Below are 13,493 nucleotides of genomic sequence, written 5' to 3'. Positions count from 1 at the left end.
GGCGGAACAGACGGCGCAGCGCGGAAGCCTCCGGACGTGACCGGGCGACGACCGCGCTGCGATCCGCGGCGGCGCTGGAACCGGTCAGGCGTCGGAGGGCAGCAGCCGGCGGCCGAACTCGATGTTGTCGAGGTCGCCGTGGAACTGGTCGGTGTCGACGTCGCTCTGGGCCGCGTTGACGCGCTTGCCGCCGATCACCACGGCACCGCTGGGCAGGATGTCCTGCAGCGGCCCGGTCCGCTGGGCCGGTGGTGCCAACTGACGGCCGGTGACCGGGTCGTGGACCCGGATCTGGAAGAGCACCGGCGACAGCCGGACGCACGTCACCCGGTACCAGGTGCCCACGGACAGCGTGAGGTTCGCCGGCAGCAGCACGAACTCGGTGCCGTCGGACCAGCGGCACGACGGCCGGCCACCGTCGACCTGCATCTTCCACTGGCTGACGCCGACGCCCGCGGCACCGAACTGGAACACGTTCTGCCCCGCGGCGGCGGACGGCAGCTCGGTCAGGCGGATGTCGGCGCCGAACACGAACCGGCCCTCCCCCGCGTCGCCGGGCACGAGCGAGACCGTACCGGCCGGGCGGATGATCGCCTGTGGGCACGGCGCGGTCGTGCAGCTGCCGCCGGGGAACCTCAGGAAACGGTTGCCGCCGGGATCGGTCACCGGCGTCACGGTTCCGCCCGTACCGATGAGGATGTTGCCGTGCAGGCCTTTGCCGCTGCTGTCGGCGACCTGGCCGGCAGCGGTGAGGTCGCCGAGATATCGCAGTTCGGTCTCACCGGGCGGCGGCGCGGCCGCCGCCGGGGTCGCGGTGACGAGGGCGGCCGCGCAAGCCGCGCCGATCAGGGTACGCACAAACGTCATACCCGGCAGTGCACCGGACCGGCCGCCCGCAACCCGCGCGGTTCTGTGCGATGGCGGCACGGATCACCTGACCGGCTGACTCCTCAGTCGAGGCAGAACTCGTTGTCCTCGACGTCCCGCATCACGATGCACGACTCGTTCTCCTCGTCGGCGATCAGCACCTGGAAGCACGTGGCGCCGAGCGCTTCGAGACGGACGCGTTCGGCCTGCAGCACCGCGAGGCGCTCCTCGCCGACGAGCCCGGTGCCCACCCGTACGTCGAGGTGGACCCGGTTCTTGACGACTTTGCCCTCGGGCACCCGCTGGAAGAACAACCGCGGACCGGCCCCTGCCGGGTCGGTGCACGCGAACCAATCGGCTCCGCTCTTCACCGAGGGAGGTACGACGTACCCCAGAACCTCGCACCAGAATCGGCCGACCCGCTCGGGATCCGCACAGTCGAAGGTGACCTGGAACTGCCTGACCGTCGCCATGCGCCCACGATAGACGGGGAACGGCCGGGAGCGAGGTGCCTCCCGGCCGTTCCCGCGCACGCCGGCTGCTACAGGGGCAGCCAGAGCGACAGTGCGTTCGGCGGCTCCCAGCCGGTCAGCGACGTGTGCGCCTGGCGGCACTGGTAACGCACCCCGCTGTAGGTCACGACCGTCCCGACGGTGTACGCCGTGCCGGCCGCCCACGAGGTGCCGGCCGCCGGCGGGGTCGTCGTCGGTGCGGTGGTCGGTGCTGTCGTCGGCGTGACGGTGGTGCCGCACGCCCCGTACACCCGGAACTCGAAGAGCGAGTAGCCGTACGGCGTGGCCCTGGTCGTGCCGTTGACCCGGACGTAGCGGCCGCTTCCGGAGAGGGTGAGCGTGTCGGTTCCGCCGTCGCCGCCGGTGACGGTGGCGGCGGCGGTCCAGCTGGTGCCGTTCGTCGAGGTCTGGATGGTGTACGCCGTACCGTAGGCCGCTTCCCAGACGAGTTCCGCGCGGGTCAGCGTCTGGGTGGCGCCAAGGTCGACCTGCAGCCACTGCGGGTCGGCGAAGGCACTGGACCAGCGGGTGGCCACGTCACCGTCGACCGCCCGGCTCGCCGGGTAGTCGGCGTTCTCCAGCGACGACGCGGTGGCCGTCTTGCCCTGCGAGAGCAGCGGGCCGGTGGTGCAGCTGGACGGCGGCGGGGACGACGGCGGACTGACGACCCCTCCCCCGCCGGCGTTGCCGCCGCTCCAGTTCAGCGCACCGACGGTCACCGTCTTGCCGGCCGGGAGGCTCATCGTGCGGCCGTCGGAGAACGCCACGTTGAGGGTGCTGCCGGTGATGTTCGAGGCGACGTACGTCTTGGCGCCGTTCTTGGTGAACACCTTGGCGAGCGGGTGGTTGGCCGTGACGGTCTTGTCGATCGTGCCGAGGGCGGCGAGGTTACGGATCCAGTGGAAGGTGTGCGCCTTGCTCTCGCCCTCCTCGGAGGTGTAGTTGCCGCCGCTGGCCCGGAACTTCGACAGCGCCGCGTCGCCGTCGCCGAGGGCGAGGTACTGCCAGTGCATGTCACGCCACTGCTGTGGCTCGCCGCCGTTGTTGCGGACCAGTTCGGCGTACGTGTCGCGGACCGCCTGCGGGTGGTCGCCGAGGTAGAGCTGGCCGCCGGTCATCGGCAGCATGTTGATGCCGACGACGAGGGCGTGCTCGCCGCTGAACCAGGTGGCGTAGGCGCCGCCGGAACCCCAGACGATGGCCGCGTAGTTGTGACCCCACTGGCTCGGGAAGTTCTCGCCGGTGACGTCGAACCAGTACTCGTTGATCGCCGCGGCCTGCGTGGTGTGCAGCCAGATGCCGGCGTCGCGGACGGCGGCGTTCCCGGTGGCCTGGCCCCACTGGATGAGGGCGTTGGAGAAGTTCTGGCCCTCCGACGAGGACTCCTGGTTGTTGCCGGCACCGAACGCGCCGTGCCCGGACGCCCAGTCGTGACCGGCGTAGATGTCGAAGTCACGCAGGTACGGGAACCGCGTGTCGTTGCGGTCGTAGTTGTTGGCGTCACGGATCAGCAGGTCGACCATGCCGCCGTACTGTCCGGCGGACGCCCAGTTCGGGTCGAACTTCGCCAGGGTCGCGGCCGCGGCCACGTAGTAGCCGTAGTGGAAGTGGTGGTCGTTGAGGTCCTCGTCGCTGGCGTACGACGCCGGGTAGCCGATGAGGGTGCCCCAGTTCTTGTCGTAGTAGAAGACGCGCGAGGTCTTGCCGGCCGACGCGGTGAACCAGTCGGTGATGCGGGTCTTGATGACGCCGAGCGCCTTGTCGCGCACCGCGGTCAGGTTGAGCTGGTCGGCGATCTCGGCGATCCGGGCGGCGCGGCCGAGGCCCTTGCCGGTCCAGTACGTGTCGTCGCCGCGGAAGTCGGCCGGGTTGTTCAGCTCGGCGTTCAGGTAGTTCGTGATCGTGGTGAGGTCGGCGCCGCTGTTGTCGGCGACGGCCGGGATCTCCGGCAGCACACCGGTGTACTTCATCGTGGTCTGGAACTGGGTGCCGGTCACGATCTTCATGCGACCGCGCGGCGAGACGTACGTCTGCGAGGCCGGCGTCGATCCGGTCAGGTAGCGCCACTGGTGCGGGTAGAGCGCGATGACCGTGCCCGATCCGCTGCCCTCGCGTGCCGTGGTGGTGAAGCCGTAGGTGGTGTTCACCGTGCCGGTGCCCTGGTTGTACGAGTACGACACGCGGGTGCCGGTCACGTGGTTGTGCGCGTACTGGTTCCACGAGTCGGCCAGCGCGATCTTGTCGGCGGTGCTGCTGGCCGTGGTGGTCGGCAGGACGGCGACGGTGAAGTAGCCCTTGCCCGCGAGGTTGGAGCGGAACGTGTTGCCGCTCGCGCTCCAGGTCGCCCCGGACGGCGCCCACGCCACGTAGTCCTGGCCGGCGATCGAGAAGCCGAGCCGGTTACCGCTGTTCTGCCAGGCGGTCGGCGGACCGGTCACGCTCAGCAGCGCGTCACCGCCGGTGACCTGGTAGTACGACAGCGGCAGGCCGTGACCGATTGTGGCCTTCAGGGTGCGGGTGCCGTCGGTCCACGACGGGGTGACGGTCCAGTCGGTCCAGCCGTCGACAAGCGCCTTCGGCGCGTTCAACCCGGCAACCCCGGCAACGACCTTCTGGGCGTACGGGAAATGGTATTCGCCGAGGCCGGTCGGGCTGCCGCTGATCGCCGGGGTCTGCTCGTAGGAGAGCCCGAGGCCGGTCGCGGACGGCCGGTAGGCGACCGGGTGGGCGTACAGGGCCTGCGAGAAGTTGCAGTCGTCGCCCTTCTTGAACAGCAGCGACGACCACCAGTCGTTGGTGGGGACGGCACCCTTGGGCGCGTTCGCGGTGACGTTCTCGCGCGGGTTGGTCGACACCGATCCGCAGCCCGACGGCAGTTTCGCGCCGGCCGGCAGGGTCTCGGTGTAGCTGCCGGCGCCGATCGTCCCGGCGCTGGCCGTGCCGGTGAACACGACGGCCAGGGCGCCGGAACCGACCGCTACCAGCGCGGCGGTGGCGAGGCCGGCCAGCCTGGTACGGCGGGAGCCGGTCCGGTGACCGCCGGATGCCGGTATGGCAGATGAACCCATGGACATGCCTCCGATGGGGATGGAGCCGCGGCGTCGAGTCGCGCAAGCGGGGGGGTATACGGGGATGGCGAGAGCGTGAGAGCGCTCTCTTGGCGAGACGCTAACGGCAACCACACACTGCGGTCAATGTTTCCAACCAGTTACTGATGGCAATCTTTCGATACCTGGCGGAAATCGTCTCAGGGCGGGCCGCGCCGCCCACCGCGGCATGCGATGGGCGGTCGCGGCCCGGTTACCCGGACGAGATCATTCGCGTGACCTGGATGGCGCGGCGCAGCCGGCCGTCGGAGGCCAGCTCGCCGAACATGTAGATCTCCGTGGTGATGATGGCGCCACAGCATCCTGCGCGTGCACGGCGCTCCTCCTGGTGATCCGCAGCCGTCCGCCGGACACGACAGCGACCCGGTTCAATCCGGCCGCGGGCCGGACTCAGGCCGCGGGTCAGACTCAGGCGGCCGTGACTCGGCCTGAGTCTGCGGCGGCTCGGTCCAAGCCTGCGGCGGCTCGGACTCCGGCGGCGACGGCTCGTCGAACTCCCCCGGCGGCGGCTCCGGCACGTCCATGACCGGCTCGCTCGCGTCCGCCGGCCGCTGCTCCATGCCCGCGATCCAGGCCTTGTCCGCCATCGTCGGCGGCACCGGCAGTTTGAGCTCCTGCCTGATCTGTGCCAGAAGCCACATGAAACGTTCGAGGTCCGCGAAGGTCGCGACGCAGCGAACCCATTCCGCAAGCTCGCCCTTGTCCTCACCGAGAGGAACGATTCGCCACCGGCCCTTACGCCAGTGCCGTTCCTCCGCCGTCCGGTCCGGGTGTTCCCGGTAGTAGCGCTCGAGCAGTTCGACGGGAAGCAGGTCCTCGATCTCGAGGATCGCGCTCTGCTCGTCGCGTTTGAGTGGATCGAATCTGGCCGGCAGCAGGTAGCGCCTGATCTTGTCCTTGTGCTGTCCGGCCAGGCGGTACGCGGCATCGCCGGAGCTGTCCCGGTCGAACAGGCCGAGCCCGCTGACCCCGTCCTGATGCAGATTGAGCAGCCGGTAGACGACCGCGTCACCGCCGCCGGAGCGACCCGGTGGCGACTCGATCCGCAGACCGTCGAGAAGTCGCCACTCCCGGTCCGTCAGCGCGACCGCGGCCGCCGCCTCCAGGTAGATCGCATCGGTTTCGCCCTCGACCACCACCACGGCGTCCGTCGGAGCGACGACGGTCGGCGTGATCTGCTCGCGGACGTGTTGCAACACGTGCGGCAAGAGGTCCCCCGAGGTCATCTTCCGCTGCAGCCGTCCGTCGGCCAGATCCCCGCTGATCTGCAGCAGGTCGGCGACACCAGTCAGGATCGCCTCGATGGACCAGGCGCCTCTGGCGTAAGGCCCGCCCAGGATGGCCTCGGTGGCCGACTCGTCGCATGCCTCCGCGAGCGGCGGCCCGACCTGTTCCTCCCAGATCATGGCGGTGACCATCAGAAGGTCCACGGGCCGTTCCTGCAGATGCGGCACCCTCAGGTAGCGGTCGTGCTCACCGTCGAGCAAAGAGGTGATCTCCGCCTTGACCTTCGTGGCCGTCAGCAGCAGGCCACGGCACTTCGCCCGTTCCTTGACGAGTTTCTGCAGTGTGGCCGGTGTCAGGTCGTCGCAGTTGTCGACCACGATGATGGCGTCGCAGTTGCCGGTGCTCAGCCTCTTCATCAGAGGTCCCGGGTCGTGGTCGTGGCCGATCTGGATCTGCTCGTACGCGACCTCGTCCTCGTCGAAGGCAGCCAATGCCGCCGCGATCAGTGTCGACTTGCCGCTTCCGCAAGGCGCTTGCACGAGAACGAATCGGGGGTCGCCACGGATCAGGTCGTCGATCAGTCCGCAGGCCTCGACGAGTTCCGGACTCGCGGCCACCACCGGAACCGGTGCGGTCTCCGGACCGAACTCGCGCCGCCAGGTTCCGGGCTCCCGGTATCGCTGGGCCCATTCCGTCTGCCTCATCGGGCCTGCGGGCGGCGCGGCGGCATCATGCTTGGCGACGGCCGGGCCGGTCGTGGTTGTCCGGAAGGCGGGCCGGACGGCGGGCGGGCCGGTTCACCGGGGCCGCGCGTTTCCCTGCCGCGCGGACCGTTGGCCGGCGGTGACTGCTGTGACCTGGTCCGTTCGTCCCACGGGAGCAGTCCGCGATAGTTGAGGCCCACATAGATCGGGATCTCCATGCCGACCTGGAGGTCGGCCGCCGTGCTCAGAACCGCGGGTGACACCCGGATCTCGGTCAGGAGTTGCGGCATGTAACAGATCCACAGCGGGCCCTGCCGGCGGCGGGCCACAGCCCGGAACTGCTTTGGGCGGCCGTCGTCACCGGAGAGCACCACAAGACAGCCGACCCGGCGGCGGCTGCCGGCCGAGTTGGCCTCCAGACCGGCGATCTGGCTGAGGGCCTCGTGGGTCTCCGAGAGCTGCAACAGAGCCCAGGCCAGACAGAACGTGACGAAGGCGCTGTCCTCGTCCTCGGAGAAGCTGAGCCGCGCCCGCAGGATGCGGCTCCACTGGGTCCATTCCTCGCGGGTGCACGAGGCGTAGACCGGGTCGGCGCCACCGACCTGGCCGCCCGGCAGGTGAGCGTTCATCCACAGGTGGTGCGCCAGGCCCATGGCGGCGCGGCTTCGCCACACGTTGCCGTCCAGCGCGAGCAGCCGCTCCAGGCCTTCCTGAGCGGCAGCCGGGGACCGGGCCCGGCGAGTCCTCGGGTCGTACACCTGGGATCTGATGATCTGGCAGTGACCGGAGAAATTGCCGTTGCGCAGCATCTCGTCGGCCAGCTCGGTGCTGACCGCGTGGTCGCCGTCCAGTTCGGCCAGTTCGATCCGGCGCTTGCGGTAACGGTCGACCTGCTGGGGCTCCAGCGGTTCCTCCACCGCCGTGTCGAGGATCGCGGCCATCTGGGCGATGAAGTCGATCCGGTCGACCTCGGACAGTCCGGGCACCTGGTTGACGAGATCGCGCAGGGTCCAGAAGTTGACGTCGAGCGGGAAGAAGCTGGCGCGGCCGAGCGCCCGGGTGCGCCCGACGTAAAGGTTCACCAGATCCAGTTCGTCCTCGATCGCGTCGCGGACGGCCAGTTCCTCGGCGGATCCCGGTGATTGCTGATGCACCGCCTCCAGGCGGCGCAGATGTGTTCCGATCTTGTAGCCGTGCACGGCGGCGCGGGTGGTGAGCAGGTTGTGCAGTTCGACGTTGCGGGTGTCGGAGGCGGGCCGGCTCAGCAGCACCTCCTCGGCCTGTTCCAGAACCTCCACGGCGCTGGCGGCGTACCGCAGGGCCTCGCTGTAGTCGGCGTCCCGGTCGCCGAGCAGGCGCAGTGCCTGGGCCTCGAGCAGCAGCAGCTTCGGGATGCGGGCCTGGAAGTCCCGGCGGATCCGCTCGAGCAGCCGCGCCAGTTCCTCGAGGCTTCCGGGACTCGAATAGTCCTCGGCGTACGTGCCGCGGGGACCGACGAGCCGCAACAACTCGATGGCATAGTCCTGATCGGGGTCGTCGCCGGGGAAGTTGCTCTCCCGCCACTGGATCGCGTCCACGAGCGGGCCCAGTGCCCGGATCTGGTGCGGCGCCGAGGGCCGGACCACCTCGAGCGCGAGCCTGGCGAGTTCGTGGTGGTCGGTGTCGAGCACCGGGATGCCGGACTGGTCGACCGACTCGAACATCAGCTCGGAGTCGCCGAGATGGCGGCTCAGTGCCGCGTACTGCCGGATGAAGTCGGTGCCGAAGGCACGCAGCAGCAGGTCGACGGGGATCGGCCGCTTCAGCCGGGCGCAGATCAGAGCGAGGTCGAGCGCGTCGCGGGCTGCCTCGCTGTAGGCGAACGGCGAATTCGCCTGGCTCGCCGGGTCCCGGTCGAAGTCGACGTCCGGGAACAGCTGGCTGGCCGCGGCCTTCAGCTGGCGCTGCAGGTCACTGTCGCCGCCGCGGTCGTCGGGCGCCTGGGCCACGGCGTCGAGTGCGCGCGCCAGCCGGTCGTAGGCGTCACCGAACCGGAGGTGGATGTTGCCCCGCGAGTCCGGCAGGAGGCGGTACAGCAGCAGCAGGAAATACCGGTCGCCGATCATGGCAGGGGTCAGGCCGTCGGTCCGCTCGCCGTGGGCCACGAGGTAGTCGCTGAACTCGGTGGACTCCTGCGGCGACAGCTCCCGCTGAACCGAGATCGATTTGTGGTCCGGTCCGCGGTCGCCGACCTGCCGCGGGTCGGCGCCCGGATCGGCTTTCGGCGGGCTGCGCCGCGCGGAACCGACGACCACCGCGTTGCGGCCGGCCGCGGCGAGTGCCTCGGCGAGTTGTACGTAGTCGGCGTTGTCGAGTTCGTCGGCCACCACGGCCACGCCGGGCGCGCCCCGGGACTGAAGAACACGGCACACCTGCTTGATCGCCTCGACCTTGAGCCGGCCGGCGCTCGGTGCGACGTACAGCACGACATGGCCGCGCTGACGCAGATGAACCGCGAGCCAGTGCAGGATGCGGCTCTTGCCGGAGGCGGGCGGCCCGGTCAGCAGGATCGGGCGGCGCGAGTAGTTGACCGAGTACTGCTCGGTCGATTCGACGGGGTTGACCGAGCCGATCACCGTCAGCGCGGCCTCGACCGCCTCGGTGACCTCCGTGGTGATGTGCCGCTGGAACATGAATCCCCGCACGATTGCCGACCAGTCCGGCGGCCGCTGGGTGCCGCGCAGGAAGCGCCGGAACTCGGTGCGCATCTCGTCCGGGGACAGCGGTTGCGGAGTCGCGGTCGCGGCGTCGTCGAGGATGACCACGGACTGGGCCATGCTGCGCCACTCCTGGGCCGACAGCACGATGCGGCTGGTCTCGCCGGAACGCCCGTACGAGATGACATGATCGTCGGCGGAGAGTGCGGCCGCCTGTGCGTCGGCAAGCTTGCGGCCGGCATCGGTCGCGGCGGTGTCGCGCAGGAATCCCGCCAGGGACCCCTCGTGCACCACGAGCGCGTCGCCGAACTCGGCGAGTTCGGCCGGGTCGGCCGGCTTCTCGTCGCCGAGGAACCAGTGCACCGTGCCGGCCGGCAACGAGCCGCACGCCAGCGCCAGCGTGTCGATCGGGACCCAGTCGTCGGCGCCGACGCCGTCGATGACGACCATGCCGGACGCGGCGAGGAACGGCAGCTGCTGCAGGAACGGTGCCACGTCGAAGGTCCGGCGCTGGCGCAGCGCCATCGCGCTGAGCGGGGGGAGGTTGGCCGGCACCTGCTCGTCGGTGGAGCCGAAGAGGCGTACGACAGTGAGCACGGCGGGGTTGGCCGACGCCGACAGAGACTTGGCCTGCGACGGGAAGAGCACCCGAAGCCGCCGGCCGGAGTCGCCGCCCACCTGGTTCAACGCGTCGATAGGCAGAGGGTCGACGGCGGACACCGCGGTCATGCTCCACGGGCATTTCGCGATCCGCAGCAGGTCCTCGCCGGGTTCGTGGCGGGCCACGGCCCGGCGGACCTGGTCGATCCGGCTCGGCATCTCCAACGCCTGCAACTGTTCCTGCAGGGTGGGCCGTTCGGCGGTGCCGGCGAGGGTGGCGACGTCGCGGATCAGCTCGTCGACGAGTCCGGCGGTGTGCCGCTGCCCGAGCACGAGGACCGCCCGCCCGGCGGCGATGGTCGCGAGTAGAGCATCGGACCCGGCCGGGTCACCGTCATTTTCCGCTTCGTTACTCGGCACGCTGGTCACAGTCCGTCCGGAGGAGAGCCGACGTCAAGACACCATATCGGCCGTCCCGCGATGGCCGGCCTCCATTGTGGGCGCCGTTCCGGCCGGGCGACAGCGGTTTCATCCGTTCTCGCCCGCACGGCTGAGGGCGCGCGGACCTATCGGCTGCGGTTGCGGGGGTGGTTGCGGGCGGTGCGCTCGTTGCCGTGCCGGTAGTTGCCGGTGAGCCGCGCCATCAGCTCCTGCGGGTCCTGGGTCTCGACGTCGGCCAGGAAGCGGGCCGCGGCGGCACCGCGCAGAACGCCGGCCGGGCGGCCGTGGTGCAGCATCTCGACGTCGCCGTTCTTGCGCTGCCGGTAGGTGAATCCTTCTGGGGCATTGCTCATCGGCGCATCCTCTCCCCGGGGTGTCCGGGGAGGCGACCGAATTTGCCGCCATCGGCGGGGCGACCGGCGATGACGGCAAAGGGCGAGGCCGGCGCCGGCAAGGAACCGGGCGCGGTTGTCGTGTCAGGCCGCGGCGGTTCCGAGTGCCCATTCGACGACGACGGTCACCGTGAGCCGCTGGCGGCCCGGCTCGATCGGCAGCATCGCGTCCGCCGCGGCGAGCGTCGTCTTCTGGCCGCCCCACCCGCCGAAACTCGGAGCCTCCTCGGCGACCCGCACCACGCGGCCGAGCGGGCGGCCCGCCTCGCCGGCATAGAGGGCGGCCTTCGCCCGGGCGTCGGCAAACGCTGCCTTCCGGGCCTGGGCGAGCAGGGCGTCGTCGTTCTCGACCGCGAACGACACGTTGTTGAGCCGGGCCGCGTCCCCACCGGCCTCGATGGCCGCGGAGATCAGTGTCCCGGCACGCGAGAGGTCCCGGACGGTCACCGTGATCCCCTGACCCGCCGTGTAGCCGGTGATCTTCCCGTCGTCCTTCTGGGTCGAGCCGATGGTGACGTTCTGGGTCTGCAGATCGGCCCGGGCCATACCGGAACCGAGGAGTGAGTCCCGCATCCGGTTCGCCGCCGTGGTGGCCCGGTCAAGGGCCTCCTTCACCGTGGCGCCGGTGGCCTCGACCGCGAAGTCGGCGGTGAGCATGTCGGGCTCCCCGAACGCCTCACCGGTCCCGTTGACCGTGATGCTCTCCCGGGGATCCTCGGCGACCCGAGAGGTCACCGCGGCCCCGGCCGGGCCGGCGACGGCCGGAGCCGGCGAGAACACGGCAAGTGAGGCCAGTACGGCGAACGCGGGCACTGCGACACGTGAGTGATTCATTTTCCTACCCTTGACGGAGCTTTTGCACCTATTTAAGGGCATTGAAAATGATTCGTGGCTGATTTCGCGCGGATTCCCCTCCTGGGCGCGCCACTTGGGGCACCCGGCCGGGGCCGTGACGACGCGGACGGAACGTTCTCCTAAAGTTGACGGCATGGAACCACATCCGTTCGAGTCCGAAGCGGGTTTTGCCGGACTGGGGCTGCGGGCGGAGCTGCTTCGCGCACTCACCAACCTCGGCTACGAAGAACCCACCCCCATCCAGCAGGAGGCGATCCCGCCACTGCTGGCCGGCAACGACCTGGTCGGCCAGGCCGCGACCGGCACCGGCAAGACCGCCGCATTCGCGCTGCCGCTGCTGCACCTGCTGGACGCCGACAAGCGCGGTACGGGTCCGATGGCGCTTGTCCTCGTACCGACCCGGGAACTCGCCGAGCAGGTGTCGCAGGCGGTCCACCGGTACGGCCGCGATCTCGGCGTGCGGGTGCTGCCCGTCTACGGCGGGCAGCCGATCGGGCGGCAGCTGCAGGCCCTGGACCGCGGCGTCGACGTGGTCGTCGGCACGCCCGGCCGGGTGCTCGACCACATCGACCGGCAGACGCTTCGGCTCGGTGACGTACGCACCGTCGTGCTCGACGAGGCCGACGAGATGCTCGACATGGGCTTCGCCGAGGACATCGAGGCCATCCTCGCGGAGACTCCCACCGAGCGGCAGACCGTGCTGTTCTCCGCGACGATGCCGCCCCGCATCGACAGCATCGCCCGCCGTCACCTGCGTGAGCCGGTGCGGATCACGATGGGCCGCACGGTCGTCGCGCCGGGCGAGGTCCCGCTGATCCGGCAAAGCGCCTACATCGTCGCCCGTGCCCACCGCTCGGCCGCGCTCGGGCGCATCCTCGACGTGGAGGCACCGACGTCGGCGATCGTCTTCTGCCGCACCCGGGAGGAGGTCGACCAGGTAACCGAGACCCTCAACGGCCGCGGATACCGGGCCGAGGCGCTGCACGGCGGCATGAGCCAGGACCAGCGCGACCGGGTGATGGGCCGGCTGCGGGCCGGCACCACCGAACTGCTGGTCGCGACGGACGTGGCGGCCCGCGGCCTGGACGTGGAACAGCTGACCCACGTGATCAACTTCAACCTGCCGGTCGCGCCGGAGGCGTACGTGCACCGCATCGGCCGGGTCGGCCGGGCCGGGCGAGAAGGCTCCGCGATCACCCTTGCCGAGCCGCGCGACCAGCGGATGCTCAAGGCCGTCGAGCGGCTCACCGGGCAGCGCATCACCCTGGAGAAACTGCCGACGGTCACCGATCTGCGGGCCCGGCGGCTCGAGATCACCCGCGCGGCGTTGCAGGCCAGCCTGGAGACCGACGACCTGGAACGCTTCCGGGTCGTGCTCGACTCGCTCAGCGACGAGTTCGACGTCGAGAACATTGCGCTCGCGGCGGTGAAGCTGCTGCACGAAGCGGCCGGCGGCGACCGCGACGAGGACGAGATCCCCACCCCGTCGGTGGCGCCGGAACGGCGTACCCCGCAGAACCGTGAACCCCGCCAGGCCGGCCGCCGCGAGCACGGCCAGAACTCGGCGGTGGCCCGGCTGTTCTTCGGCATCGGCCGGCGCGCCGGGCTGCGTCCGCAGGACCTGGTCGGCGCGATCGCCGGCGAGTCGGGGCTGGCCTCCCGCGACATCGGCGCCATTCAGATCACTGACCGCTTCTCGCTGGTGGAGGTCCCGGAACCGGCGGCCGACATGGTGATCGCGGCGATGCAGCGTGCCACGATCAGGGGTCGCCGGCCGACGGTCCGACGGGAACGTTTCGTACGGTAGCGGCTCAGAACGGCGCGGGGCCGCTACCGGCGAGCGACACCAGGATCTGCGTCGCGAGCAGTTTGCGCACGCCGGTGACGGCCACCGGCCCCGTCTGGTCGTATGGCAGCTCGAGGGTCAGCCCGTCGCCGGCGTTGCGGATGTCGTCGTCGGCCCGGTCGGGGCGGAACGTTCCACCCCATCCTTCGACGCCGCCGCGCTGGTTGGTGCTGAGTGAGGCCATGCCGGACACACGGGTGCCGTCGACGAGGGTCAGCCTCGCCGGACCGGAATAGGTCGTCATAA

The 13,493-nt window shown here is 70.2% G+C and carries 9 protein-coding genes; 1 reads left to right on the top strand and 8 read right to left on the bottom strand.

Annotated features, from left to right (window positions below):
- Positions 1–84: 84 nt before the first annotated feature.
- The 7 genes from AB0G04_RS10080 to AB0G04_RS10050 form a co-directional block, all read right to left on the bottom strand.
- A complete protein-coding gene (locus AB0G04_RS10080) occupies positions 85–867 on the bottom strand; it encodes a hypothetical protein (RefSeq protein WP_360979616.1) in 783 nt (260 codons plus the stop codon).
- 83 nt (positions 868–950) lie between these two features.
- Positions 951–1,340, bottom strand: coding sequence for a VOC family protein (locus AB0G04_RS10075; RefSeq protein WP_360979613.1), 390 nt, complete (start codon positions 1,338–1,340; stop codon positions 951–953).
- A gap of 68 nt (positions 1,341–1,408) precedes the next feature.
- Complete coding sequence (locus AB0G04_RS10070) at positions 1,409–4,447, bottom strand: glycosyl hydrolase (protein ID WP_360979610.1); 3,039 nt, start codon at positions 4,445–4,447, stop codon at positions 1,409–1,411.
- 407 nt (positions 4,448–4,854) lie between these two features.
- Positions 4,855–6,417, bottom strand: coding sequence for a hypothetical protein (locus AB0G04_RS10065; protein ID WP_360979608.1), 1,563 nt, complete (start codon positions 6,415–6,417; stop codon positions 4,855–4,857).
- On the bottom strand, positions 6,414–10,133 hold the full coding sequence (locus tag AB0G04_RS10060) for a hypothetical protein (RefSeq protein WP_360979605.1): 3,720 nt from the start codon (positions 10,131–10,133) through the stop codon (positions 6,414–6,416). The genes AB0G04_RS10065 and AB0G04_RS10060 overlap by 4 nt, the downstream gene beginning before the upstream one ends.
- A gap of 146 nt (positions 10,134–10,279) precedes the next feature.
- The gene (locus tag AB0G04_RS10055) at positions 10,280–10,507 is read right to left on the bottom strand and encodes a hypothetical protein (protein WP_360979602.1); all 228 of its coding nucleotides are present in this window, start codon (positions 10,505–10,507) and stop codon (positions 10,280–10,282) included.
- Positions 10,508–10,630: 123 nt separating this feature from the next.
- Positions 10,631–11,380 carry an SIMPL domain-containing protein gene (locus AB0G04_RS10050; protein WP_360979599.1) on the bottom strand — a complete coding sequence of 250 codons (750 nt, stop codon included), beginning with the start codon at positions 11,378–11,380 and terminating at the stop codon, positions 10,631–10,633.
- Between the two features lie 154 nt (positions 11,381–11,534).
- On the opposite strand from AB0G04_RS10050, the gene AB0G04_RS10045 reads away from it, so the two are divergent.
- A complete protein-coding gene (locus AB0G04_RS10045; protein ID WP_360979596.1) occupies positions 11,535–13,208 on the top strand; it encodes a DEAD/DEAH box helicase in 1,674 nt (557 codons plus the stop codon).
- Positions 13,209–13,212: 4 nt separating this feature from the next.
- Here the strand turns inward: AB0G04_RS10045 and AB0G04_RS10040 are convergent, their stop codons facing one another.
- Positions 13,213–13,491, bottom strand: a complete 279-nt coding sequence (locus AB0G04_RS10040) for a hypothetical protein (protein WP_360980757.1) — start codon at positions 13,489–13,491, stop codon at positions 13,213–13,215.
- Between the last annotated feature and the right edge of the window lie 2 nt (positions 13,492–13,493).

Origin of the sequence: Actinoplanes sp. NPDC023801, from assembly GCF_040639655.1 — a bacterium.
GTDB lineage: Bacteria > Actinomycetota > Actinomycetes > Mycobacteriales > Micromonosporaceae > Actinoplanes.
The sequence above is the reverse complement of the archived record's forward strand: the minus strand, read 5'-3'. Positions and strand labels throughout refer to the sequence as shown.